Source organism: Burkholderia sp. IT-111MI5, from assembly GCF_949752865.1.
GTDB lineage: Bacteria > Pseudomonadota > Gammaproteobacteria > Burkholderiales > Burkholderiaceae > Burkholderia > Burkholderia pyrrocinia_C.
In genome coordinates, this window is sequence record NZ_CATKIF010000022.1 from 369,005 (window position 1) to 393,086 (window position 24,082).

Here is a 24,082-nt window from a genome sequence, read left to right on the forward strand (position 1 = left end):
CGCGGCCCGCGTTACAGCCGGTTGTCCTTCGCCAGCGTCAGCACCCGCGCCCAGCGCTGCGCATCGCGCTTGTCCGTCATCGGCAGCTTCCATTCGCTGCGCACCGCGTCGCGCACGTGCACGACGAGATGCCAGCGGCCGCCGATCGGCGCGGCCTGGCAGCCGTCGAGCTGCGACAGCGTATAACGACCGTCCGCGCCGTCGTGCGACAGCCACAGCAGCCCTTGCGTCGCAGACACACGCAACTCGCCCCACGCGCGATGCACGATATGCGTCCAGCCTTCTTCCCTGGTATTCGGTGCGATGTCGCGGCGACGCTTGATCCACCACGCGACCAGCGCGATCAGGATCGCGCCGGCGAGCACCGCGGCCGCGATCGCGACCGGCTGCCCGAACTGCGCGGCGATGACGTGAAACAGGTGAACCGCGCCCCATCCCAAAGCGATGAGCGCGAACAGTGCGATGAAAATCGGCATGTCGAATCGGAGATCGGAGAAGAGGACGGACCGGTGCATGCATCGCACCGATCCGTCGCACACGGCATCACCGGCGGCGGTGAATGTCGTGCGTCACGAAGCCCGCGTCGTTGTTGGGCAGCGCGAGGCCGTCCTTCACCGCGAGCGTCTTGCGGATGTCGTCGAGACCCGCGGACCAGTGGTCGCGCATCGTCGACAGACCGAACTGATAGTCCTTGTAGTGATGCTCGTACGCCTTCTGCTGATAGATCAGGTGCTGGATGTTGTACTTCTTCCCGCTCGACATCGCGTCGGCCTCGACGCACCACGGGTCGTTCTTGCGCTGCTCTTCCGGCACCTGCTCGAGCACGTGGCGCAGCACGTTGCGGTAGCGCTGTTCGCGCTGCAGCGTATCGGTGACGAAACGCGTGCGGCTCGAATACTGCACGTCCTTCGTGCGTTCGGCGACGTCGGCCATCGTGCGCGGCAGCGGCCCGCGCGCGCTCCACAGATCGACCTGGAACGCGAGCGTGTCGCTGCGCGGCCGTGCGCGGAGCACTTCCATCAGCGGCGTGTTCGACACGACACCGCCGTCCCAGTAATACTCGCCGTCGATCTCGACCGGCGGGAACGCGGGCGGCAGCGCGCCGGACGCCATGAAATGCTCGGGTGCGAGACGGATGCGCGAGTTGTCGAAGTACACGAAGTTGCCGGTGCCGACATTGACCGCACCGACCGATATGCGCGTCTCGCCCGAATTGATCCGGTCGAAGTCGCACAGCTTCAGCAGTGTCGTGCGCAGCGCCGACGTGTCGTACCAGCTGATCTTTTCAGGATGGTCGGACACGCCCGGCAGCGGCGGCGGGAAGCGCGGCGAGAAGAAGCCCTGCTGGCCCTGCATCATCGCGCTCGCAGCCTGCGACGCGGTGAAGAACGTGCGGATCTGGTCGATGCTGTTGAACAGCGCGAATTCGAACGCGGCCGGAATCGCCGGAAAGAACGCCGGCTGGCAGATCGTTTCCCAGAACTCGCGCAGCCGCTCGACGCGATGCTCGGGCGCATTGCCGGCGATCAGCGCGGTGTTGAGCGCGCCGATCGAGATGCCCGCGATCCAGTCGAGCGGAATGCCCGCCTCGTGCAGCCCTTCGAACACGCCGGCCTGATACGCGCCGAGCGCGCCGCCGCCCTGCAGGACGAGCGCGATCGTTTCGTACGGCAATGACCGCGCAGTGGCCGGCGGGCCGGCTTCGTGATGCAAGTCCGTCGCATCGACGGCCTGCTTTTCTGTACGGGCATGCGGTTTCATCAGTTGCTCCGAGAAATCCCGCCATCGATGGCGGAGAGGAAAGGAGTGACGTCGACAGACGGCATTCCATCGTTGGAATGATCGGTATGATCCTTGTCTACCGCTATCGCGTGAAGTCGCCCGACGGACTCCTGAACAAACGGAGCCGTGCGGTGAACTACGTCTGGAACTTCTGCAACGACACGCGGAAGCACACGCTCGAGCGGAACAGGAAGTTCCGGTGCGGACGTGCGCCGCCGGGTGCGGGAATCGCCTCCCGTCAGGGAGGCGAGGACGTTACTGCATGAACCAGCCGTGGCTGACGATGAACGACTGGCCGGTGAGCGCGGCGCTCGGGAACGCCGACAGGAACAGCACCGTCTGCGCGACGTCCTGCACCGTCGTGAACACGCCGTCGACCGTGTTGCCGAGCATCACCTTCTTCACCACTTCCTCTTCGCTGATCCCGAGCTCCTTCGCCTGCTCCGGAATCTGCTTGTCGACCAGCGGCGTGCGCACGAAGCCCGGACACACGACGTGCGAGCGCACGTTGTGCTTCGCGCCTTCCTTCGCGAGCACGCGTGCGAGTCCGAGCAGGCCGTGCTTGGCCGTCACGTACGCCGACTTCAGCGGCGACGCTTCGTGCGAGTGCACCGAACCCATGTAGATCACGACGCCGCCGCGATCGTCCTTGTACATGTGCTTGAGCGCGGCCTTCGTCGTCAGGAATGCGCCGTCGACGTGAATCGCCTGCATCTTCTTCCAGTCGGAAAACGCGTAGTTCTCGATCGGGTTCACGATCTGGATGCCCGCGTTCGACACGAGGATGTCGACCGAGCCGAACGTTTCGGCAACCTTGTCGATGCCGCTGTTCACGGCTTCCTCGTTCGTCACGTCCATCGCGACGCCGATCGCCTTGCCGCCTGCCTTGTTGATCTCGTCGGCGACCGCATTCGCGCCGTCCTGGTTCAGGTCGGCGATCGCGACGGCCGCGCCCGCTTTCGCGAGTTCCAGCGCGATTTCCTTGCCGATGCCGCTCGCGGCACCCGTGACGACTGCGGTCTTGCCATTCAGGTTGCTCATTTCGAATTCCCGTGGTGAAAGGATTGACAGGGAGAAGGACTGCGGACGTGTTACTGAGCCAGGTAATCGTAGACGACTTCGCCGAGACCGAGTGTCAAATCTGCGACGAGGTGCCGGGCTTCGACGATCTCGAGCACGGGCAGGTCGGCTACCGGCGCGAGCGCGTGCGGCGCCAGCTCGAGCGATGCGGGGCCCGTCCACGCGCCCTTCATCTTGATGTCCTGCATGTAGTAGCGCACCAGTTCGCATACGCGCGCGGTGCCGTCGACGTGCGGAATGATCTTCAGCAGGAAATTGGGGCCGGCGAGACGCTTCGTCTGCTCGTCGATGTCGAGTTCCTTGTGCTTGTAGCCCATCGTGCCGGTTGCGACGCGCACCTTGCCGTAGTCGAGCGTGCCGAGCAGGTGATCGGTGTTCACGTGCAGGGTGGGCGACGCGAGCTTCTTCGGGAAGCCCCATAGCTCGCGGCCGCCGGCGATCGGCGGGTGATCGTCGAGATACATCGCGAGCGTGTAGCCGCCCGGCTGGCCGTTGTATTCGACGGGAATCACCTGGCCGCTTTCGGTGTAGTCGCCGAAGCCGGTCGAATCGGCCATGCGGATGAATTCGTAATGCACGAGCGGCTCGGTGATCTGCAGCGGCTCGGGGACAATTTCGCGGAGACGGTCCGGATCGGTGCGATACGTGATGATCAGAAACTCACGGTCGACGAAACGGTACGGGCCCATCGGGAAGGCAGGGCTGGTCAACGGCATCGCAAACGCTTTCGATCGGACATCGCTGGGTTTCATGCGGACTCCTTGTTGTTGATCGCTTCGTGGATGAGTGCTCGTAATCGTATGCCTGTGCGTTGCCGTTGTGCGATGCCGCATTTGGAATTAATTGTTGCCGATTTCGACGGATTTACCGCGCAAATATTGAGACGAACGACGCAAACGGCGTGGATGGCGCCCGGCGCCCCGATGCTCGCACACGTCGATGACGCCACGATGTGAAAAAGGTGAGCCTTTACGGGATGTCAGGTGAGCCTTTCCGGGAGACGGTCGCGCGTGAATATGACAATTTCGTGAACTTGTATTGCACTGCGCGCTCTAAGTGCGTTCGCCACGGCGGTCGCGCCCTGTCCCGCAGGCCTGCCGCATTCATTAAGCATCGCTTAAGCGGGCGCGCCCTAGCATCGTTCGTATCCGACCGGGCAACCGGTCGAATCTTTATGCTCCACGCAACCGGATTCATGCAGAACCTCAATCTCGCCCTCTTTTCCGCCATCAACGCCGGGCATGCGCCGCAGCCGGGCGTGGCCCGCGTTGCGATCTTCGCCGCCGACTGGCTCGTCTATGCGCTGCCCGCGATGCTGCTGCTGACCTGGATCTTCGGCGCGCGCCCGACGCGGCGCCAGGCGATCGAAGCCGGCGTCGGCGTATGCGCGGCACTCATACTCGCGCAGCTGCTCGGGCATTTCTGGTTCTCGCCGCGGCCGTTCATGGCCGGCGTCGGCGCGCAGCTGATTCCGCATGCGCCGGACAGCTCGTTTCCGAGCGATCACATGACGTTCGCGTGGAGCATGGCGGTCGGCCTGATGCTCGGCGGCACGACCCGGCTCACCGGGTTCGTGATGGCCGCGATGGCCGCGGCGATTGCGTGGGGGCGTATCTATGCGGGCGTGCACTGGCCGTTCGACATGGCGGGCGGCGTGCTGGTCGGCACGGCCGGCGCGCTGGCTGCGCACCTGTACGGGCAACGTGTGACCGCGCTGCTCGAACGGTTCGGCGATTCGGTGCACGCGGTCGTGACGGGGCGCCGGCACGCGCCGTAAGCGGAAGGAAGTCGGGCAGGACGCCGTCAGCCGGGCGAGCCCGGCGTGTGGGCCGATTCGGCCGATGCGGACGGGCCGCCGCCCGCATCGTGCAGTTCGGGCGTATCGGCCGGATGCTGCGCGGCGTCGCGTTCAAGGGCGCTTTCCTTCAGGATCGCGCACATCGCGACGAACAGCGCGAGTACGACCGCGGCGAGGCCGCAATAGCCGGCGATCTTCAGGTTGCGAAGGAAAGGCGAAGCGTGGCTTTCTTTTGTCATGACCGGGCGCTCCTGGACGGGCTGCGGCGGCTGTCGCGTGACAGCGGCGACGCAGACGTACATATATACCAGCCGCGATGCCGATGCCAAGCCCGTTGGTGCGCCGGCGCCACGGTCGCATCACCCGTTCGCCGGCCGGGGAGCCTGTCTGCCGGATGCCCGTGGCCGGGAGCCCGTATGCCGGGTGCCCGTACGCCGGGAGCCCGTATGCCGGGAGCCCGTATGCCGGGAGCCCGTCGCGTCAATCTTCCAGCGTTTCGTGCACGGCCGCCGCGCCGCGCTTCCAGTAGGCCGCCGCGCGGATGCGCGACTTGTCGACGCCGCGCTCGCCGGTCAGGTGCTGACGTACCGCGCGCATCGACAGCGCTTCGCCGGCCGCCCACACGTAGCCGTCGCCGGACGGCGGCAGCGGCAGGTCGCGAACCGCATTCAGCAGCACGTCGCCGTTCGCCGCGTCGGCTTCCGCGCGGAAGCGCCAGATTTCATGCACGTCGGCGCGCGTATCGAACGAAATCTGCGCGGTGCGATCCGCGACTTCCAGCACGACCGCCGCGCGCGCGCCGGCCGGCAGTTCCTCGAGACGCCGTGCGACAGCCGGCAGCGCCGTATCGTCGCCGATCAGCAGGTGCCAGTCGAAACCGGTCGGGACGACGAACGAACCGCGCGGCCCGCCGATACCCAGCCATTGGCCGACGCGCGCCTGCGCAGCCCACTGCGATGCGGGGCCGGGATGGTTCAGCACGAATTCCAGATCCAGTTCGCACGCGGCGCGGTCGAAGCGGCGCGGCGTGAAGTCGCGCGCGACCGGCTTCGGTTCGCCTTCGGGAAACTCGGGGCCGTTTGCGCCGAGCGTCGGCATCGCGGGCCGTTCGGCGCCGGGCGGCGGGAAAAACACCTTCACGTGATCATCGAACGATGCGGATTCGAAATCCGCGAGATCGGAGCCGCCGAGCGTGACGCGCAGCAGATGCGGCGTCACGGCATGCACGCGCAGTACCTGCAGCAGGCGGAATTTGAGGGTATGGCGCACGCGGGTCACGGTGCGCTCGGATGTGCTCTGCATCAATCCATTCTCCTTCGGTTTGGCGGCGCGGCGCGGATTACGCGCCGGTGCCGCCTTCGATTTCGGCCGTCGCGCGGCGCATGATTGCCGCGATGCGGCGCTGTTCGTCGGGGCCGGCTGCGCTCTTGTGCAGCAGCGCCCGCTTGAGCGCGACGCGCGCCTCGACGAACTCCGGCAGCCAGCCGGCCTGCGATTCGTCCTGCGCGTCGTTGCCCGCCGATTCCCCGGCGAACGCACGACGCATGAATTCCATCTTGCGTGCGAGGTGCGTGAGGCGCGCGAACAGCGTGTCGACGCGTTCGCGTTGCGCGTCGAGATGCGCGCGGCCGGCTTCGGTCAGCGCATAGCGCTTGCGATTGCCTTCCGCCTGCGATGCGACGAAGCCGACTTCCTCGAGATACGTGAGCGCCGGATACACCATGCCGGGGCTCGGGCTGTAGAAACCGTTCGAACGCGTGTCGAGCGCCTTGATCAGCTCGTAGCCGTGGCTCGGTTGCTCGGCGACCAGCGCGAGCAGCAGCAGCTGGAGATCGTCGGACGTGAACTGGCGGCCGCGCGGCATGCCGTCGTCGCCGAAATCGCCAAAGCCGCCGCGCCCGCCACGGCCGCCGAACGGGCCGCCGCCGAACGGATCGTGGCCGCGACGGTGCCGGCCGATCGCGTACCAGAGACCGGCGAACCAGTCAGGGCGGGCATGCGCACCATGACCGTCGCATCGGGCATGGCCGCGGGAGGGGTTGTGTCGCATGATCGTGTCCTGTGTGTCGTAAAACATATCTAAAGATATATATCGAAAGATAGGGCGTCAAGGGGATTTATTGGGGTTGGATGGAGGGGCGACCGTATCCGTCTGCTTGCGATGAGGGCTCTCGTCGATGCGTTCCCTCAACCCCTTTGGCGAGCCGATCGGACGATCGCCGTAAGGTCTGATTTCTCGGTTGCCGTGAGCCATTGATCGTGAGGCACAACCATACCGCCCCTCATTCGCCTACCGATGACACTGCGAGAAACTCGCCGTGGTGAAACGGCCTGTCGGAATAAATAAAGCAATGCTGATTTTAAAAACGTCGGCGGTAATTATTTAAATTCCCGAAATGGTTTAATTTATTTCCGATTCATCAAACAAAATTTCCGCGGCGGCAAAGGTGTTTGAATCCGGCCCGTCATTCAATGTGATCTCATCCAGGCAACGCATGTCGGTCGCGGCTTGCACGCCGATGAAGATTTTCGACCCTTTATTTGCAACCCGATAATTCGTCGAAAATGTAAAGCATTGCAATATAAAACCCGGGATTGAGTATTCCGGTTGCGGCGCGTGATTTTATTTGGCAGGATTTTCAACAAGTTGCTCGATTTTAAAAAAACAAAACAGTCGACCATTCAATTGACCGAAATAACAGGTGCCGGATGAGCAACGATTCGAAAGGAAGCTGACGAGAAATCAGGTAACGAAGCGGCGAACAGTCGACATTGTTCGCGATCATCGAATCAATCGCTCGCCCGGCAGCGCCGATGCGTCACTCGAGCGATCCGGGCGAATCCGACGCGGGGCGACCATGGCGATACTCAAGAACGATTCATCCGGAGAAGCGTGCCTGCTCCGCGCCTATCACGTGTTCGGCCGCGATGCCGCGCGCTGCGACACGGTCATCCGGGACGCGTCGGTGTCCCGAGTCCACGCTCTTATCCGCTGGATCGGCGGGCGGTGGGAGCTCCACGATCACAGCAGCAACGGCACGTCGGTTTCGGGCGTGCCGTTGCGCCACGGCGAGCACGCGGTGCTTCAGCCAGGCGACGTGATCCGGTTCGGCAGGGCGGGTATCGCGCCGTGGCGCGTCGATGCGCTCGACGATCCGGCCGATACGCTGTGGCCGATACGAGGCGCCGCGCATCCGATCGTGCTCGCGCCGCGCCAGATCCTGGCTGCACGCGCCGCGCAGCCGGTCACGATCGTCCGGTCGCCGGCCGGCGAATGGCTGTGCGACGACACGTTGCCGCCGCGCGCGCTTCATGACGGCGATGAAGTATCGACCGGCGACGTCACGTGGCGCCTGGCGGTCGTGCGCAACGGCTCGACGATGATGCTCGCCGCGCCCGCGGATACGGCCGCGCCGGCGCAACTGCTCGAATTCTTCGTCAGCCGCGACGAAGAGCACGTGCGCATGCTGCTGCATGTCCGCGGCGGCGTGGTCGATCTCGGCGAGCGCGCCCATCACTACAGTCTCGTCACGCTCGCCCGGGCGCGCGCGGCCGACATGCAGGCCGGCTACGACGCCGCCACGCAAGGCTGGATCGAACTCGACCGGCTGGCGCGCATGCTCGGCATCGATACGTCCCATGTCAACGTGCAGATTCACCGCGCCCGGAGCCAGTTCGCGGCCCTGCCGGGGCTGGACGCGAGCCAGCTCGTCGAGCGCCGGCGCGGCAGCGTCCGGTTCGGCGATTTTCCGTTCCGCGTCATGCGCGGCGAGCATCTCGAATGCCAGTCGGTGCCGGCCGCCCTGCCGCGTATCGGCGTGCATCGTCCGGCGCCGGACCCGGTCGCCCACTACTCGTGATCACGGGAGAACCGGCCGTGTTGACTACCGTGTCCCGCGCGCCCGTCGTGCCGGAAGCACTTGAACCCCGGCAACCGCGCCAGCTCGCCGCGCCTTTCGCGGAACTTGCCGGCAAGTGGCATTACCGGCTCGGCTCGCTGCTCGGCGAAGGCGGCAATGGCGTGGTGTTTCGCGCGACCTGCAGCGAGACGGGGCAGGACGTCGCGATCAAGCTGATGCGGGACGACGCCGCGCATACCGCGACAGAGCGCGCGCGCCGGCGTGTGCGCTTTCAGCGCGAGACGAGCCTGTGCGAAGCGCTGCGGCACCCGAACATCGTGGCGTTGCTGGACAAGGGGGTAGCGCCCGACGGCCGGCTGTTCGCCGTATTCGAGCTGGTACAGGGCCGGACCTTGCGCGACCGGCTCACAGCGCAGGGGCCGCTGTCGGCCGTCGACACGGGCCGGCTGATGACGGAGGTGCTCGACGCGCTCGCGGCCGCGCATCGGCGGGGCATCGTGCATCGGGACCTGAAGCCGCAGAACATCGCGATCACGATGGCCGACGACGGGCCGCACGCGATGCTTCTCGATTTCGGCATCGGCGCGTTGCTGCCCGGCACGGAAGACATCGCGCGTCAGACTTCGACGCTGGCGACCGAGGTGCTCGGCTCGCCGCCCTACTGCGCGCCAGAGCAATTGCGCAACGAGCCGCCGACGCCCAGGAGCGATCTGTATGCGTGGGGTCTGATCGTGATCGAATGCCTGACGGGCGATGTCGTCATGCACGGCGCGAGCGTGGCCGACATTCTCTATCAGCAGCTCAGCCCGGTGGATGTCGCGCTCCCTCGGTCGATCGCGTCGCATCCGCTCGGCTCGGTATTGCGGCGCGCGCTGAGCAAGAATCCGGAACAGCGCGCCGCGTCGGCCGACGAACTCGCGGAGTCGTTTCGCGCGGTCAACTTCGCCGCGCTCGTCGGCCAGTTCGATGCCGGCCGCGCAAGCGGGCAGACGCGTCCGCGCCCGTTCGCGCCGCGTGGCGAGACGATCGCAACGGTGGGCGAGTATCGTCAGATCACCACGCTGTGCTGTTGCGTGACGATCTCCGGAGAGGGGCGGCGGCGCCACGCCGGAACCGATCACGGCGACTTGCTCGACGGCTACGAGGAGCAATGGCTGACGAAGTGCGCCGACATCGCCGTCGGTTATGGCGCGCAGGTCGACGGACGGCTCGGCGACACGCTGCTGTTCCATTTTGGCCTGCACGGCGACATCGACCGGCCAGCGCGCCGTGCGGCGCGCGCGGCGCTCGACATGGTGCGGGTGGCCGAGCGTGCACGGCTGTCGGTACCGGCGACGGCCGGCGGCGAAGGCTGGCGCGTCGAAGTGGCCGCCGCGATTCACGTCGGGCAGGTTCTCGCTCATGCGTCGCGCATGTCGGGCATCTCGACGCCCGCCGCGGCGGCGCGGCTGCTGCGGCTTGCCGGGCCCGGGCAGATCCTGATCAGCGACGATGCGCGGCTTGCGCTCGAACGGCATGCCGACTATCGGCCGACCTCGTTGCGGCTGGCGCGGGCGGGCCTCGTGCCGCAGCCGGTTCATGAATTGCTCGGCGAGCGTCGCGCCGATACGCCGTTCGATTCGCTCGACGCCGGCATGCGGGCGCCGATGGTCGGCCGCGCGCGCGAACTCGACGCGCTGTTGCGCGCGTGGCAGGAGACGCTTGCACGGCATCGTCGCGTGATGCGCGGCGAGCCTGCGCCGCACGGTGTGCCGCGGCTCGTCGTCGGCGACGCCGGAATCGGCAAGTCGCGCCTCGTGCACGAGTTGTGCGACGCGGTCCGGATTCAGGGCCACGCCTTCGCGCATTGCGGGTGCCTGCCCGAGCGGGAGAATCATGCGCTGTTTCCGATCCTGCGATTCATCGGCGCGCATTGGCATATCGACGCCGACAGCCCGGCCGGTCCCGCGCTCGCTGCGATCGACGCGATGATCGCGCCGCTCGAATGCGATCATGCGGCGGCCCGTGTCGCGCTCGCGACCTGGCTGGGGCTGCCCTGCGATGCGAAGGGGTTCCTGTGGTCGAGTGCGCGCGAACAGCACGCGCTGTTCGATGTCCTCGGGCAACTGATCGTGTCGCTCGGCAACGGTGCGCCGGTACTGCTCGTTGTCGAGGACGTCCAGTGGATCGATCGCTCGACCGAGGACTTTCTTGCGTACCTGCAGCGCTCGCCGCACGCGGCGGCGCTCGGCATCGTGTTTACGTCGCGCCCCGACAAGCTCGGGCGCTGGCGCGGCGCGACCGAACGCGTGGTGCTGCGCCGCCTGCCGCGCGACGACGCGCAGCGCCTGATGTCGGCGTGTCTGGGCCGGGGCGTGCTCGATCCGGCCTGGCTCGACCAGCTCGCCCATCGCACGGCGGGCATCCCGCTGTTCATCGAGGCCGTCGCGCGCGAGCTGACGATGAACGGCGCGGATGGCGCGGACGGCTCGCTCGCGGGGCTGCGGGCAACGGACCCTTATCCGCTTCCGCTCAGCCTGGGCGGCATGCTCGGTCTCGCGTTCGACCGGATCGACGACGCGCGCGACACCGCGCAGCTCGCCGCGACCATCGGGCTCGAGGTGGATGCGCAATTGCTCGCCGACGCATCGCCGCACGATCGCACCACGCTCGACGCGCATCTGCGGCTGCTGCTCGAAGAGCGGATCGTGTACGCGCAACATCGGCGCGATCGCGTGTTCTATTCGTTCCGCCACGCGCTGATTCGCGATGCGGCCTATGAATCGATGCCGCCCGCCGTGCGGCGCGGCAACCACGCACGCGTCGGCCGCGCGCTGGTCGTGCAAGCCGACCGCGGCGCCGGTGCGCATGCGTTCGGTGTCGCCGGGCATTTCGCGCGCGCCGGTGCCTTCACCGACGCGGTTGCTCACGGCATCGACGCGGCGCGCCGCGCACTCGAACGTTCCCGCTACGACGATGCGATCCGCTACGGGCAGACGGTGTTCGACTGGCTCGGCAACGCCGACTACGCGCAACGCGAGCACGACAGCGCGCGCATCCGCGCCACGTTGACGCACGCGACGATGGCACGGTTCGGCTGGGCGGACCCGCAGGTGCGCGAGCATGCGGAGCAACTGTTGCGGCAGATGCAGACGCTCGACGACCCGGAGCTCGAGATCAGCGCGCTATGGACGCTGTCGACCTACTATCACGTCGCCGGCGATCGTCCCACCGTGCGCGGGATCGGCATGCGGCTCGACGCGCTCGCGACCGAGCGCGGCGATGCCGGCGTCCAGGTCGCGGCGGACGCGATGCGCGGCATGAGCCTGTGGGTCGACGGCGACTATGCGCGCGCCCGCGCCGCGTTCGACGCGGTGCTGGCCGGCTACGACGTGCGGCGCGACGCGGACCATCGGCGCATCCTGGGGCTCGATACGCGCGCGTGGACGATGGCGTCGCTCGCGAGCGTGCGCTGGTGCATGGACGACGATCCGCAGGCCGCGCTCGCGATGGCGCGCGACGCTGTGTATTGCGCGACCTGCCTCGACCATCTGCCGACGCTCGGCGTCACGATGATGTACCTCGCACGCACGTACCAGCTGGCGGGCGATCGCGACGCGGCCCGCACGCTGTCGGAAGCGATTCTGCGTCTGTCGGACGTGCATCGGCTGCGCGCGGTCGGGCACTACGCCGCGATCATTCATGCGTGGGCGCAAGGCGATCGCGCGGGCGTCGTCGCGCATCTCGATGCGCAGCGGCAGTCGGGCGGCCTGCTCGGGCTGACCTACTACGCGTCGCTGCTGGCCGAGCTGGATGCCGAGCACGGCGACTACCGCGCCGCGCTCGCGCAGATCGAGCAGTGCCTCGCATGGTGCGAGTCGACCGGAGAACGGTATTACGAAGCACAGCTGCTGCTGAAGAAGTGCGAGTACTTGTGCCAGGCCGACCCGCGATGCGGCGGCGTGGCCGCGCTGGCCGCGTGCCGGCGCGCATGCGAAGTTGCAACAACGGCGGGCATGGGCCGCATTGCCAGGCTCGCCGGAGCGATGTTGCAGTCGTTGCCGTAAGTCGTTCCATTCGTCAATCAGGAGAACATACCGATGAGCAAGGATCTGCGATTACCGACGTACGAACAGTTTCTCGAATACCGGGCAACCGTCATTCGGGCGATCGCCCTCGCGTGGCATTCCCCGGCGTTTCTCGAAGAACTCGAGGCCGATCCGATCCACGCGTTGCGCAAGCATTTCGACTATCACTTTCCGTTCGAGCTCGACCTGAAGGTGCAGACCAAGTCGTCGGCCTGGACACCGGGCGTCAACGGCGACTGGACGGCCGGCCAGAAAAACAAGCTCACGTTGTTTCTGCCGCCCGCGCCGGCGAACGAGAAGCAATTCGCGCAGGCGCTGGCCGCCTACAACGCGAACCACATCACCATCATGGAATGACTTCAGGGGAAACCGATATGGCAAAGGAAAATGCTAATCCGACGCTCGAATCGATGCTGGAGTTTCAGAAGGTCTATCTGCGTGCGATCGCGCTTTCATGGCGAAACCCGGACTTCAAGGGCGAGCTGCTGGAGAAGCCGCTGGACACGCTCGCGAAATACTTCGGTTACCAGTGTCCGTGGATCATCGACATCGAGGTCGTCGAACCGGACGGCGATCATGGCTGGAGGGACAACGGGAAGGACGGCGGGAGCTGGCACCTGCCGCGCAACGTGATGACGGTCGGCATACCGGAACAGCCGTTGAGCCGGGACGAAGAGGCCGTTGCACTCGCGGCGTACAGCGACGCCGGGTCGACTTACCTGTTCACCTGCTGCTGATCCGGCGCGGTCGCGCCGCGCACCGTCGCGTGCCCGGGCCGGCTGCCCGGGCCGCGATGTTTGTTTACCCGCTGCACGGAACCCGACGATGCTTGATGACCTTTCGCGCGTGTTGCGCTTCAAACCGCATTTGCTCGTGCTCGATGCGGGCCCCGAGACGCTGTTCGTCGTCGACGAGTTCAAACGCGCGATGCTGTCGGGCGCGATCTTCGTGCGGATCGCCGCCTGCCTGCGGGCGCGGATGACGATCGCCGAGATCGTCACATCGCTTGCCGGCGCGTTCGGAGAATGGGACGTGCTCGCGCGGCTCGATCATCTGGTGCGTCGCGGCTACGTGCACGCCGACACGCCGCACGACGACGATGCGGCGCGCGGCTTCTTCGAGCGCGCCGGGCTCGACGGCGACGCGGCCTGCGCGCGCGTCGTGCAACTGCGCGTCGCGGTCGAGGCGTTCGGTGCCGACGATGCGGCGCTCAGGCGCGCGCTCGACACGGCCGGCATCGACGTCGTGCAGGACGCCGAATTGACCGTCGCGATCACCGATACGCACGACCGCGACGATCTCGCCGCGTGCGCCGCCCGCGTGGCGGCACGCGGCGGGGCATTGCTCGTCGTGGCGGCCGGTGGCGTGCAGACGCTGATCGGGCCGCTGCTGGCCGGCGGCGGCGCGCTGGCCGACGCGCCGTGCATCGAATGCGTGCGCTACTGGATTCGCATCAACCGGCCTGTCGAGGCGCTGCTTGCGCGCCATCACGGCAGCGACGCGACGCGTCTGCCGCCGGCCGCCTCGCGTGCCGGGGCAGCAGCAGCGGCGGCGCTCGTGGCGGCGACGGTCGAGCAGATCGCGGTCAGCCGCACGGTTTCGGAACGGTCGCAAACGCATATCGTGGCGCAGCGCATCGACACGTTGGCCGCCGAGCGGCACCGCGTGCTGAAGCGTCCGCAATGCCCGTGCTGCGGCAATCCCGCGTGGATGCGCGAGCAGGCGGCGCGGGCGCCGCAACTCGCCGATCATGCGCCGTTGGCGCGTGCCGACGGCGGCTACCGTACCGCCGATCCGCAACAGGTGTTCGAGCGTTACGCCCATCTGATATCGCCGGTCAGCGGCGCGATCGCGTATCTGCACCCGATGCCGAAGCGACACGCGGGCCTGCGCAAGGTCTATGCGTCGGGCTTTCTCGTGTGCCCGGCCGCCGTACCGGGCAGCAACCGGTTCGACAGGATCTGCTCCGGCAAAGGTCGCACCGACGAACAAGCCCGGGTGAGCGCGCTATGCGAGGCGCTCGAACGATACAGCAGCGTGTATCAAGGCGACGAGGCGACACTGACCGGAAGCATCGAAAGCCTGCTCGCCGATCCGGCATGCGATGCCGTGCCGATTCACGTGAACGATCTTCAGCAGTTCAGCGAACGGCAATTCGACGCGCGCGATGCGATCAATGCATTGACGCGCGATGTTCGAAAGCAGGTGCCGCCGCGTTTCACCGCGCGCGACGTCATCGACTGGACGCCGGCCTGGTCGCTCGTGACCGGCAGGCGCCACCTCGTGCCGCTGAGCTACTGTTATGCGGAAACGCCAGACAGCGCGCAGGCGCCCGCCGCATGCGTGCACAATCCCAACGGTTGCGCGGCGGGATCGAACGTCGACGAGGCGATTTTGCAAGGCATGCTCGAATTGATCGAGCGCGATGCGGTCGCGATCTGGTGGTACAACCGGATCCCGCGCCCCGGCGTCGATCTCGCGAGTTTCGACGATCCGTATTTCGATGCGCTCGTGCGTGAATACGCGACGTTCGGGTGGCGTTTGTGGGCGCTCGACATCACCACCGATCTCGGCGTGCCGACCGTGGCCGCGCTGGCGGAAAATCCGCAGGACGGGCGCTTCTCGATCGGCTTCGGCTGCCATCCGGACGGCCGATTCGCGGTGCAGCGCGCGCTAACCGAAGTCAACCAGTTGCTCGATGTCGCGGCGGAGGCGCCGCACCCGTGGGATCGCGACAAACTGTCGGAAACCGGATTCCTGTATCCGGCGAACGGCGTGCGCTGCACGGCGCACTCGACGTGGCGGCCGAGCGACGCTGCGTCGTTGCCGGCGGCGCTCGCGCATTGCGTCGGGCGCATCGCGGCGGCCGGCATGGACGTGCTCGTCGTCGACAAGACGCGGCCCGACATCGGCTTGTCCGTGGTGCAAGTCATCGCGCCGGGGTTGTGCCATTTCTGGCCGCGGTTTGGTGCGCGACGGCTTTACTCGGTTCCAGTGGAATTGGGATGGCGCGCGCAGCCGTGCGACGAACAGGAACTGAATCCGGCACTGCTGTTTCTTTGACTTGGCCGGTTGTCCTTTCATGGCGGCGGGATGGATTCGCCGGCGGAAAGCGGCGGGCGGGCCGATTGCTCCCGCCCGGTGCTGCCGGGCGCCTCGCGCCGATCACGTTCCGGTCTTGTCGAGGCGCCGGTTCGAGATCACCGGTTGTTGATGGTGAGGTAGGCATCCCAGGTGACGTAGCCCTTCAGTTGCGCGCGCCGGTCGTAAATGGCGACGACGAACGCATAGGTCTCTTGGCCGGGAGCGAGCACGGTGGCTTGCGCCCAGTAGTCCGCGCGCTGCTCCGCTTTCACACTGTTGTTGTCGGGCCAGCCCTGTACCGGGTAAGGCTCGTTGACGTTCTCGGTGTGGTACGAAACTTCGCCCAGAAGGTTGCGGGTGATCGCTTTGAAGCGATACAGGAAGCACTTGTAGCTTTCCGTGTACGTCAGAGACACGGTGCGCCAGTAAATCACGTCGTCGGCATTGGCCTTGAGCAGCAAGTTGCTGCCGGCCTCCCCCTGGTACACGCCTTGCACCGAGCCTTGGCTATAGCCATCCGCCGCATCCGCCAGCGGGGTGATCATGTAGACGGAATCGGGGTCGTTTCCGAGCGAGGTCGCCTTATCCGGCTCCGTGCCGAGCGAGTTGTTGTTCTTTTTCAGAATCTCATCGACATCGAACGCAATCAGGACATCGATGAATTTGAAGGTATCCAAGCTATGAGACATGGCAGTTCCTTTCACGTTTTATCGTTGAAGAACACGCTGCTGAGCGACGACGCCCGTGGCACCGGTATCTCTCCCATCCTGCGAAGCAGCGCCTGTGCAGAAATCGGGCGGGCGGAAGAGTATCGACAGCGTACGGAGGATTGATCTGCAAATCGATTACACGTGGTTACAGTGCGCGTATGGCGAGGCGTGCGGCGCGTGCATGTGAATCCTGCACCCGGTGTACGGCTGTGTCAGCGTCGCCGGAACTCCGCCCGCATGCACCGTCACCGAAATATCGCCGACGCCGGTGACGCGGCCCTATGCAGTCTCTGCATGGAAAGTGCCGGAACTTTGCATTGGACTGCGCATTTTGCGATTTCTAGAATCGGCCGGACGTCGAACCTTGCTCGAAGGGTTCGTTTCCCCGCCGCGCTTGCCGCGCGTCAGCAATACAAGGAGTCGCTACATGCAGATCAGTTCGCCCATTGCCGCGCTGTCCGAAGACATGAAAGCCTGGCGCCGACAGATCCACAGTCGCCCGGAAATCGCGTTTCAGGAAACCGGCACGGCTGCGTTCGTCGCGGATTTGCTGCGCTCGTTCGGCATCGACACGCATACCGGCATCGGCCGCACCGGCGTGGTCGGCGTGATCGACGGCACAGGTGGGCCGGGCCCCACGATCGCGTTGCGCGCAGACATGGACGCGTTGCCGATCCAGGAAGAGGGTCGACCGTTTTATCGTTCGGTCCATCACGGGCTGTTTCATGGCTGCGGTCACGATGGACACACCGCGATCCTGCTCGGCGCCGCGAAGCGGATTGCCGACCATCGCCAGTTCAGGGGCCGGGTCGTGCTGGTATTCCAGCCGGCCGAGGAAATCGTCAAAGGTAGCCAGGCGATGCTCGACGATCAGTTGCTGGAGCGGTTCCCGTTCGACGAAATCTACGGGCTGCACAATCATCCGCAGCTCCAGCCCGGAAAAATCGGCGTACGCGTGGGGTCGCAACTAGCCGCTGTGGACTTCTTCACGATCGAGATTCGCGGGACCGGCAGTCATGGCGGGACACCGCATCGCAGCGTCGATCCGATCGCCATCGGCGCGCTGCTGGTGACCGCATTGCAGACCGTCGTCAGCCGTTCGATCGACCCGCTGGACAGCGCGGTCCTGAGTATCTGCCAGTTCGTCGCGGGTGCGACGGCGAACGTCATTCCGGATCGCGCGTCGCTGCAAGGCACCACGCGCGCGCTGTCGCCGACGGCGCGTGAACGCGTGCATCGCCGCTTGCGCGACATCTGCGCGGGCGTCGCGCTGTCGCACGATTGCACGATCGATCTCGATATTTCGCACGGCACGCCGCCGACGATCAACGCCGAAGCTCCGGCGCGGTGCGTCATGGATGCGGCGGCCGCGGTGGTCGGCGCCGCGAACGTGTTGACCGACGTGGCGCCGCTGATGGCCGGCGACGACGTCGCGCGCTTTCTCGAGGCGCGGCCCGGCTGTTACTTCTTTCTCGGGCAGGGCGGGCATATGTGCCATCACCCCGAATACGACTTCAACGACGACGTGGCGCCGATCGGCGTCGCGATATTCGACGAAGTCGTGCGTCGTCGTCTCGCCGCCTGACAAAACGACCGTGCGACTGCATCGACGTCGCGCGATCCGGACATTCATAAAAAAACTGGAGGAGAACATCATGGGACACGCAACGTTCCGTGCCCGGCGGATGCTGGCCGTCCTGTCGGCAGGCGTGTGCGCCGTGCTCGCATCGGGCACGGCGTGCGCGGCCGGTGCGCACTCGCAGGGCGTTGCGAGCGCGTATACGCTTGCGCCGTTTCTGATTTTCGTCGCGTCGACGCTCGGCATCACGTACTGGGCTTCGCGCCGTAACCGCTCGGTGTCGCAATTCTATACGGCGGGCGGTGGCGTGACGCCGTTGCAGAACGGCTTCGCGCTCGCCGGCGACTACATGTCCGCGTCGTCGTTCCTCGGCGCGGTGGGCATGATGGCCGGTTCAGGCTACGACGCGATCATCTACGGCGTCGGCACGCTGGTCGGCTGGCCGATCCTGTTGTTTCTCGTCGCGGAACCATTGCGAAATCTCGGACGCTTCACGCTCGCCGACGTCGTCGCGTTCCGTCTCGAAGAGCGACCGGTGCGCATCCTGGCCGCGGTGAATTCACTGGCGATCGTGCTTTTCTACCTCGTGATCCAGTTGGTCGGCGCCGGCAAGCTGATCCAGTTGCTGTTCGGCGTGCCGTACATGGTCGCGATGCTGGCGGTCGGCGCGCTGGTGCTGGTCTACGTGCTGATCGGCGGCATGCTGGCCACCACGTGGGTGCAGATCGTGAAAGCGGCGCTGATGCTCGCGATCGGCACGTATCTGTCGTTCAAGGTGCTGCAGGCGACCGGCTTCAGCGCGAACCGGCTGATGAGCGCGGTCGTGCAAGCCCATCCGGCCGGTGTAGCCGTGCTGGCGCCGAGCCGGCTTGTCACGAATCCCGTCGACGCGATTTCGCTCGGCATGTCGTTGATCTTCGGCATGGTGGGCCTGCCGCATATTCTGAGCCGCCTGTTCACCGTCCGCGATGGCGCAGCGGCCCGGCAATCGGCGTTCTACGCGACCGGGCTCATCGCATGGTTCTATACCGCGGTCGTCGTGATCGGCGCAGGTGCGATCGTGTTCGTGCTCCGTAATCCGGCGTTCGTGGACCCGGCGACGCACACGCTGATCGGCGGCGGGAACATGGCGGCGATGCATTTGAGCCACTACTTCGGCGGCGATGTGTTCCTCGGCATCATGTCCGCGGTGGCGTTCGCAACGATCCTGGCTGTCGTCGCGGGACTCACGATTTCGGGCGCGTCGGCGGTCGGGCACGATCTGTACAAGCGAATCGTGTGCAGGGGACAAGCTGATCCGGCGCGCGAACTGAAGGTGTCTCGCTGGGCGACGTTCGTGCTGGTGGCGGTCGCATTGCTCCTGTCGCATCTCGTGCAGAACCTCAACATCAGCTTCCTGGTCGGACTCGCGTTCTCCATTTCGGCGAGTACCAACTTCCCGATTCTGATGCTGTCGATGTTCTGGCGGGGATTGACGACGCGCGGCGTGTTGGCCGGCGGGATGGTCGGACTGTCGTCGTCGGTCGGGCTCCTCGTCACCGGGCCGACGATCTGGGTGGGCATTCTGAAGCACGACGTCGCGCTCTTCCCGTATGCGAACCCGGCCTTGTTCTCGATGACGCTGGCGTTCGGGGTCGCATGGCTCGCGTCGATCACCGATTCGTCCGCTCGCGCGGCGGCGGAGCGTGCGCGATTCGATGCGCAGACGTTCCGCAGTGCGACAGGGATTGGCATCAGCGCCGCCCACACTCACTGACCACTGGAGCAACCATGTCGAACGTCAATCACCTGACGGCCATTGCGGCCGGCGCCGGCGCGAATGCAGGCGCCGACGCGCATGCGCCCGACGTAACCCGTCTGATCCGGCGCCGCGCCCGCTTGAGCTTCGGCATGAGCCTGCTCGTGCTGGGCGCCTACTTTACGTACATCCTGATCGTCGCATTCGTGCCGGGCGTGCTGACACGGCCCTTGTCCGCCGATTCGCCGATGACGTTCGGGATCGTCGTCGGCGTCGGGCTGTACTGGTTCTGCACGATCGCGACGGGAGCGTACGTGTGGATAGCCGGCCGCTGGATCGACCCGCTCGTTCGCCGGATTGCCGGCTGAGCGAGAAGCCCGCACGTCCGGATGCGCGACGATGGCACGCGGCGCGCCAACGTGTGGCGACCGGTGCCGATGGATGCGCCGCGCGAAGGCGGTTCCGCGGCGCTGTCCAGCGGAAGCAGCCCGGCCGAATCGGCTTCTGGACCGTCGTGCTTCCCGGTAGTCCGAGGTTTTCCCGGGTGATTCGCGCACTCTGCATCAGAACCGTGTCTCCTTGAGCGCGTGTCGGCGATACAGCCGATACGCGTTTTTTTTACGGCGCAGATCGCCACCCGGTTGCCCGGCGGCCATGCAAATCCTGCATCGCCCGGCGACAAGAATCTCATTGGATAGCGATTTTTTAGCTGCTTACGATGCATCGCGGGATTGAAGCCGTCTGAGGCGATCCTGCAAGCTTCCCGGCTTTTAGCGCTTCCCGCTGTACCCGACGGCGAATTCGACTTTCAGATAATTCGTTATACGAATAAAAACGCATTGCGCATGGGCCGTGCCGAAGGTCAGCTTGCCCGGATCAGGACGAAATCAAAATCAAGCGATGGAACGAGATGAATCGGAAAAAATCGATGAGGAGATCGGCGGCGGCTTTGCTGACGCTTGTGTGCGCAACGTGCGGGAGTCACGTTCGCGCGCAGGGTTCGGTGGTCATGTACGGCATTCTGGATATCGGCATGCAGAGCCTGACCAATGCCGGAAGGGAGGGTAAGTCATCGTTCGGCATGCTGGGCAGCGCATTTTTGCCTTCACGGTTCGGGTTCAAGGGCGACGAGGACCTCGGCGGCGGCTACGGCGCGGTCTTCCAGATCGAGAACGGCTTTGACCTCGGCAAGGGGACGCTCGTGACGCCGGGCACGCTGTTCAACCGGCTGTCGAGCGTCGGGATTCGATCGCCCTATGGCCGGCTGACGTTCGGGCGCCAATACAGTGTGCAGTTCGACAAGGCGGTTCTCTACGACCCGACGTATTTCGCCAACGATTCCACGCTGTCGCTGAATCTGATCCCGCTCGGGACGCTGCGGCTTAACAATGCGGTGAAGTTTCAGTCGGAGTCATTTCATGGCCTCAATGTCGAGGCCGAGTACGGCTTCGGTCAACAGCTGCCCGGCAACATGCTGGCCGGCCGTTACGTTGGCACGGCGCTCGAATATGTTCACGGAACGTTTGCCGCGCGCGTGCTGTACGAACAGAGCCGGGGGACGAGCACCGGCGGCATCGATTCGTCCGGGCGGAGCGATGAGCGCTACAGCGCGGCGCTCCGCTGTACGGTCGGCGGCGTGACGCTTTCCGCGGGCGTCACGCGCGTGCTGGGCGACCTGCAGTTGACGCCGCGCGGTACGGCTTACTGGGGCAGTGCGAAAGGATTCGCGACGCCGACGATTCAATGGTACGTGCTGGGCGGCCGTTACGACTTCCAGCGCGCACCGGAACACCCGACGCTGTTCGTCGGCGGGGCCGAGTATCTGCTGTCGAAGGCGACGTTTCTGTATGCCCATGTCGGCACGATGTTGAATTCCGGCGACAGCGCATTCGGTGTCAACAGCTATTCGAACGTGGGCCAGCCCGGCAAGAGTCAGGTCGGCGCGAGCGTCGGCATTCACCACAAGTTCTGACGTGGGCGCCGTTTGCCGAGCGTCAGGTCTGCGCGTTCGCATCGGACAGGGGCAGGGGGCGACTATACTTGCCGCACGTGGGCGCGGCCGCTGTCCTCGAATGCCGGGTTTCCTGTCCTGGGTTTCCAATGAATCTTCGCAAACTGCAACATGTCATTGCACTCGCTCGATATCAGACCTTCAGTCGCGCCTGCGCGGAAGTGCATCTGAGTCAATCCGCGTTGTCCCGCAGCATCCAGTCGATCGAATCGGAGTTCGGATTTCCGTTGTTCGACCGTAGCGCACAAGGCATCGCGCTGACACCGTACGGCAAGGTATTCGTCGATCGCGCACGTCGGATCGATTTCGAGATGCGGGAACTCGTGCGCGATCTCGCGCTGCTCGAGCGCGGGGAGTTCGGCGAAATCTGCATTGGCTTGGGCGCGACGCCGGCCGCTTTGCTCAGACAACCCATTCTGACGTTCGGGGCCGTCAATGCGCCGAACGTACGAGTGGTGCTCAAGCGAGGCAATACCGCGGATCTGCTCGGCATGTTGATGGCGGAGCGCATCGACATGTTCGTCGGCGATATCGCGTCACTCACGGAGCAGCCGGAAATCGAGATCATGCCGCTACCGCGATGGCGGGCCGCGTTCTTTTGCGGCCGTACGCATCCCCTTGGCGGCATGGCGTGCGTATCGCCGGAGGCGCTGCTGAAATATCCGATCGGCAGCACGCACCTGTCGAGATATGCGCTCGACGACCTTCATCAGCATCTCGGATTTTCGATTGCAGACCGCATCAAGCTCCAGAGCGACGATTTCGGCGAACTGGAAGCGGCGGCCGCGGTGAGCGAAGTCGTCATTCTCGGCAGCCTTCCGGTTTTCGACGAAGCGGTCCGGGCGAACCGGCTGCATCAGATACCGCTCAATCCGCCGCTGGCCGGTTCGGCTCGTTTAGGGATCGTGGCGCTCGCGGGCAGGACCCCGTCGGTCACGATGGGCAGAATCAATGCGTTGGTGCGGGACGTGTTCAAGAAATTCTCGGAAGAATCGGCGACCAACTGACGTCGTGAGAGCGTGCGCACGCATGGAGCCAAGCCGGTCGCCATGCGCTTCCGAAAGCGAGACCCAGGGGACGACGACGTTCAGGCAATCGCCGCCGCCCGGGGGAACACGTGGGTGGTGGAGCACGAGTCGGCCGGCTTCGCAGGGTACGGGCCATGAACCTCTCAGAACCGCGTACTGAACCCAATCCGCGCGATCGACTGCAGCGCGCCGCTCGACGCGCCGTTCGCATCCATCACGCCGTTGATCTGCGCGTTGCTGCCGCGGCTTGCGCGCTGATGCACGCCCGCCACGTACACCATCGTGCGCTTCGACAGCCAGTACTGAACGGCCGCCAGGATCTGATGCGCATGCGCGTTGTCGAGCGTGTCGTTGCCCTTCATGTACGTGTACGACGCGCCGACTACCCACGCAGGCGACGGATGCCACGCCGCGCCCGCTTCCACCGACCAGACGCCCGCGCCGTTCTGCGCGTTGCGTACGGTTGTGAAGAGCGCCTTCCCCGTGACCGTGCCGAGCGTGTAGTGCACGCCCGCGCCCCAGTTGCGCACGCTGGTCGGCGTCATCCCGGCCGCCGCGCCGTATTTCTGGTTCGTATAGGCCGCGCCCGCGCCGAACGGGCCGTTGTCGTAGCTCGCGCCGACGCTGACCGTGTTGTTCGCGCCGATCGACCCCGCGACGTTGCCGAAGCCGTACAGCGCGCCGAAGATCAGACCCGACAGCGACGGGCTCGTGTATTTGACGGAATTCGCGACGCGATTGCTGCCTGCGACGCGATCCCAGTCGAACGCGCCGGTCGGGTTGTTCGGCAGCGCGAGCTGGTCGAACGGCCCGTTGCGAAAACCGTACAGGCCGACGAGATCCTGCGCGATCTCGTTGCCGCTGGCGGCCAGCGCATCGACCATGAACTCGTACTGGTTGCCGAGCGTGAGCTTGCCGTAGCGATCGTTTTCGAGCCCGACGTAGGCCTGCCGCGCGAACAACCCGCCGCCGATGATTGACCCATTGCCGAGCGAATACTGGTTGACGAGCCGGAAGATCGCGCGCGTGCCCGCTCCGAGATCCTCCTTGCCTTTGAAACCGAGCAGGTTCGGAAAGAAGATGTTGTCGTCGAATTTCGCGTTTCCGTGGCCGCCTTCGTTGCTGACATAGCTGATGCCGGCATCCATCAGACCGAACATCGTCACGCTGCTCTGTGCGAACGACGCGGCCGGAATCGCACAGGCCGCGAGTGCCAGAAGGGTCTTTTTCGTCATCTCCAGATGCTCCTCACATGTTTCCGATCGAGTCGGATATTTTCGATTGGACTACTGATTGATATGAATAATCCTGAACCGGGATGATTCCGATTCAGGTGCAACCGAAG

Annotated in this window: 20 protein-coding genes and 1 pseudogene; 12 read left to right on the forward strand and 9 right to left on the reverse strand. The window is 65.5% G+C overall.

The window, feature by feature from the left end:
- Positions 1 to 11: 11 nt before the first annotated feature.
- Positions 12 to 476 (reverse strand): hypothetical protein, encoded by a 465-nt coding sequence (locus ACM6JT_RS20015; RefSeq protein WP_034181490.1) that lies wholly within the window; start codon positions 474 to 476, stop codon positions 12 to 14.
- 67 nt (positions 477 to 543) lie between these two features.
- On the reverse strand, positions 544 to 1,761 hold the full coding sequence (locus ACM6JT_RS20020; protein ID WP_034181489.1) for a patatin-like phospholipase family protein: 1,218 nt from the start codon (positions 1,759 to 1,761) through the stop codon (positions 544 to 546).
- 86 nt (positions 1,762 to 1,847) lie between these two features.
- Between ACM6JT_RS20020 and ACM6JT_RS20025 the strand changes: the two are divergent.
- Positions 1,848 to 1,988, forward strand: a pseudogene (locus ACM6JT_RS20025) (RNA-guided endonuclease TnpB family protein); the annotation flags it as partial.
- 49 nt (positions 1,989 to 2,037) lie between these two features.
- On the opposite strand, the gene ACM6JT_RS20030 reads toward ACM6JT_RS20025, so the two are convergent.
- Together ACM6JT_RS20030 and ACM6JT_RS20035 are read right to left on the reverse strand one after the other, a co-directional pair.
- Positions 2,038 to 2,823, reverse strand: coding sequence for a 3-hydroxybutyrate dehydrogenase (locus ACM6JT_RS20030; protein WP_105391308.1), 786 nt, complete (start codon positions 2,821 to 2,823; stop codon positions 2,038 to 2,040).
- Between the two features lie 50 nt (positions 2,824 to 2,873).
- Positions 2,874 to 3,614: an acetoacetate decarboxylase gene (locus ACM6JT_RS20035; RefSeq protein WP_034181487.1), complete on the reverse strand. Its 741-nt coding sequence runs from the start codon at positions 3,612 to 3,614 to the stop codon at positions 2,874 to 2,876.
- Positions 3,615 to 4,057: 443 nt separating this feature from the next.
- On the opposite strand from ACM6JT_RS20035, the gene ACM6JT_RS20040 reads away from it, so the two are divergent.
- On the forward strand, positions 4,058 to 4,639 hold the full coding sequence (locus ACM6JT_RS20040) for an undecaprenyl-diphosphatase (RefSeq protein WP_105391310.1): 582 nt from the start codon (positions 4,058 to 4,060) through the stop codon (positions 4,637 to 4,639).
- A gap of 26 nt (positions 4,640 to 4,665) precedes the next feature.
- Here the strand turns inward: ACM6JT_RS20040 and ACM6JT_RS20045 are convergent, their stop codons facing one another.
- The 3 genes from ACM6JT_RS20045 to ACM6JT_RS20055 all read right to left on the reverse strand — a co-directional run bounded on the left by ACM6JT_RS20045 (position 4,666) and on the right by ACM6JT_RS20055 (position 6,710).
- The gene (locus ACM6JT_RS20045) at positions 4,666 to 4,899 is read right to left on the reverse strand and encodes a hypothetical protein (protein ID WP_034181811.1); all 234 of its coding nucleotides are present in this window, start codon (positions 4,897 to 4,899) and stop codon (positions 4,666 to 4,668) included.
- Positions 4,900 to 5,140: 241 nt separating this feature from the next.
- Positions 5,141 to 5,962, reverse strand: coding sequence for a siderophore-interacting protein (locus tag ACM6JT_RS20050; RefSeq protein WP_414857120.1), 822 nt, complete (start codon positions 5,960 to 5,962; stop codon positions 5,141 to 5,143).
- 37 nt (positions 5,963 to 5,999) lie between these two features.
- Positions 6,000 to 6,710 carry a PadR family transcriptional regulator gene (locus ACM6JT_RS20055; RefSeq protein WP_034181810.1) on the reverse strand — a complete coding sequence of 237 codons (711 nt, stop codon included), beginning with the start codon at positions 6,708 to 6,710 and terminating at the stop codon, positions 6,000 to 6,002.
- A gap of 808 nt (positions 6,711 to 7,518) precedes the next feature.
- Here ACM6JT_RS20055 and ACM6JT_RS20060 point away from each other — a divergent pair.
- The 5 genes from ACM6JT_RS20060 (at position 7,519) to ACM6JT_RS20080 (ending at position 15,650) form a co-directional block, all read left to right on the forward strand.
- Positions 7,519 to 8,520 carry an FHA domain-containing protein gene (locus tag ACM6JT_RS20060; protein ID WP_034181485.1) on the forward strand — a complete coding sequence of 334 codons (1,002 nt, stop codon included), beginning with the start codon at positions 7,519 to 7,521 and terminating at the stop codon, positions 8,518 to 8,520.
- A 20-nt stretch (positions 8,521 to 8,540) separates the two neighbouring features.
- Positions 8,541 to 12,566, forward strand: a complete 4,026-nt coding sequence (locus tag ACM6JT_RS20065) for a TOMM system kinase/cyclase fusion protein (protein ID WP_414857205.1) — start codon at positions 8,541 to 8,543, stop codon at positions 12,564 to 12,566.
- Between the two features lie 33 nt (positions 12,567 to 12,599).
- On the forward strand, positions 12,600 to 12,944 hold the full coding sequence (locus ACM6JT_RS20070) for a BMA_0021/BMA_0022 family TOMM bacteriocin (RefSeq protein WP_105391313.1): 345 nt from the start codon (positions 12,600 to 12,602) through the stop codon (positions 12,942 to 12,944).
- 17 nt (positions 12,945 to 12,961) lie between these two features.
- Complete coding sequence (locus ACM6JT_RS20075; RefSeq protein WP_034181483.1) at positions 12,962 to 13,324, forward strand: BMA_0021/BMA_0022 family TOMM bacteriocin; 363 nt, start codon at positions 12,962 to 12,964, stop codon at positions 13,322 to 13,324.
- 88 nt (positions 13,325 to 13,412) lie between these two features.
- Positions 13,413 to 15,650, forward strand: coding sequence for a TOMM precursor leader peptide-binding protein (locus ACM6JT_RS20080; RefSeq protein ID WP_414857206.1), 2,238 nt, complete (start codon positions 13,413 to 13,415; stop codon positions 15,648 to 15,650).
- A gap of 137 nt (positions 15,651 to 15,787) precedes the next feature.
- On the opposite strand, the gene ACM6JT_RS20085 is transcribed toward ACM6JT_RS20080, so the two are convergent.
- Positions 15,788 to 16,360 (reverse strand): AidA/PixA family protein, encoded by a 573-nt coding sequence (locus ACM6JT_RS20085; RefSeq protein ID WP_034181481.1) that lies wholly within the window; start codon positions 16,358 to 16,360, stop codon positions 15,788 to 15,790.
- A gap of 448 nt (positions 16,361 to 16,808) precedes the next feature.
- On the opposite strand from ACM6JT_RS20085, the gene ACM6JT_RS20090 reads away from it, so the two are divergent.
- From ACM6JT_RS20090 to ACM6JT_RS20110, 5 genes are all read left to right on the forward strand, one after another.
- Complete coding sequence (locus ACM6JT_RS20090; RefSeq protein WP_131946238.1) at positions 16,809 to 17,966, forward strand: amidohydrolase; 1,158 nt, start codon at positions 16,809 to 16,811, stop codon at positions 17,964 to 17,966.
- Between the two features lie 70 nt (positions 17,967 to 18,036).
- Positions 18,037 to 19,716: a sodium:solute symporter family transporter gene (locus ACM6JT_RS20095; RefSeq protein WP_034181479.1), complete on the forward strand. Its 1,680-nt coding sequence runs from the start codon at positions 18,037 to 18,039 to the stop codon at positions 19,714 to 19,716.
- A gap of 14 nt (positions 19,717 to 19,730) precedes the next feature.
- Positions 19,731 to 20,066: a DUF485 domain-containing protein gene (locus ACM6JT_RS20100; RefSeq protein ID WP_414857121.1), complete on the forward strand. Its 336-nt coding sequence runs from the start codon at positions 19,731 to 19,733 to the stop codon at positions 20,064 to 20,066.
- Positions 20,067 to 20,626: 560 nt separating this feature from the next.
- On the forward strand, positions 20,627 to 21,670 hold the full coding sequence (locus ACM6JT_RS20105; protein WP_279512481.1) for a porin: 1,044 nt from the start codon (positions 20,627 to 20,629) through the stop codon (positions 21,668 to 21,670).
- Positions 21,671 to 21,798: 128 nt separating this feature from the next.
- Positions 21,799 to 22,716: a LysR family transcriptional regulator gene (locus tag ACM6JT_RS20110; protein ID WP_414857122.1), complete on the forward strand. Its 918-nt coding sequence runs from the start codon at positions 21,799 to 21,801 to the stop codon at positions 22,714 to 22,716.
- 164 nt (positions 22,717 to 22,880) lie between these two features.
- Here ACM6JT_RS20110 and ACM6JT_RS20115 read toward each other — a convergent pair whose 3' ends face one another.
- A complete protein-coding gene (locus ACM6JT_RS20115) occupies positions 22,881 to 23,972 on the reverse strand; it encodes a porin (RefSeq protein ID WP_034181477.1) in 1,092 nt (363 codons plus the stop codon).
- Positions 23,973 to 24,082 lie beyond the last annotated feature (110 nt).

Bases quoted from the DNA above. Each gene is read 5' to 3' on its own strand.
- ACM6JT_RS20015 (WP_034181490.1), bottom strand. From the start codon at position 476: ATGCCGATTTTCATCGCACTGTTCGCGCTCATCGCTTTGGGATGGGGC.
- ACM6JT_RS20020 (WP_034181489.1), bottom strand. From the start codon at position 1,761: ATGAAACCGCATGCCCGTACAGAAAAGCAGGCCGTCGATGCGACGGAC.
- ACM6JT_RS20030 (WP_105391308.1), bottom strand. From the start codon at position 2,823: ATGAGCAACCTGAATGGCAAGACCGCAGTCGTCACGGGTGCCGCGAGC.
- ACM6JT_RS20035 (WP_034181487.1), bottom strand. From the start codon at position 3,614: ATGAAACCCAGCGATGTCCGATCGAAAGCGTTTGCGATGCCGTTGACC.
- ACM6JT_RS20040 (WP_105391310.1), top strand. From the start codon at position 4,058: ATGCAGAACCTCAATCTCGCCCTCTTTTCCGCCATCAACGCCGGGCAT.
- ACM6JT_RS20045 (WP_034181811.1), bottom strand. From the start codon at position 4,899: ATGACAAAAGAAAGCCACGCTTCGCCTTTCCTTCGCAACCTGAAGATC.
- ACM6JT_RS20050 (WP_414857120.1), bottom strand. From the start codon at position 5,962: ATGCAGAGCACATCCGAGCGCACCGTGACCCGCGTGCGCCATACCCTC.
- ACM6JT_RS20055 (WP_034181810.1), bottom strand. From the start codon at position 6,710: ATGCGACACAACCCCTCCCGCGGCCATGCCCGATGCGACGGTCATGGT.
- ACM6JT_RS20060 (WP_034181485.1), top strand. From the start codon at position 7,519: ATGGCGATACTCAAGAACGATTCATCCGGAGAAGCGTGCCTGCTCCGC.
- ACM6JT_RS20070 (WP_105391313.1), top strand. From the start codon at position 12,600: ATGAGCAAGGATCTGCGATTACCGACGTACGAACAGTTTCTCGAATAC.
- ACM6JT_RS20075 (WP_034181483.1), top strand. From the start codon at position 12,962: ATGGCAAAGGAAAATGCTAATCCGACGCTCGAATCGATGCTGGAGTTT.
- ACM6JT_RS20080 (WP_414857206.1), top strand. From the start codon at position 13,413: ATGCTTGATGACCTTTCGCGCGTGTTGCGCTTCAAACCGCATTTGCTC.
- ACM6JT_RS20085 (WP_034181481.1), bottom strand. From the start codon at position 16,360: ATGTCTCATAGCTTGGATACCTTCAAATTCATCGATGTCCTGATTGCG.
- ACM6JT_RS20090 (WP_131946238.1), top strand. From the start codon at position 16,809: ATGCAGATCAGTTCGCCCATTGCCGCGCTGTCCGAAGACATGAAAGCC.
- ACM6JT_RS20095 (WP_034181479.1), top strand. From the start codon at position 18,037: ATGGGACACGCAACGTTCCGTGCCCGGCGGATGCTGGCCGTCCTGTCG.
- ACM6JT_RS20100 (WP_414857121.1), top strand. From the start codon at position 19,731: ATGTCGAACGTCAATCACCTGACGGCCATTGCGGCCGGCGCCGGCGCG.
- ACM6JT_RS20105 (WP_279512481.1), top strand. From the start codon at position 20,627: ATGAGGAGATCGGCGGCGGCTTTGCTGACGCTTGTGTGCGCAACGTGC.
- ACM6JT_RS20110 (WP_414857122.1), top strand. From the start codon at position 21,799: ATGAATCTTCGCAAACTGCAACATGTCATTGCACTCGCTCGATATCAG.
- ACM6JT_RS20115 (WP_034181477.1), bottom strand. From the start codon at position 23,972: ATGACGAAAAAGACCCTTCTGGCACTCGCGGCCTGTGCGATTCCGGCC.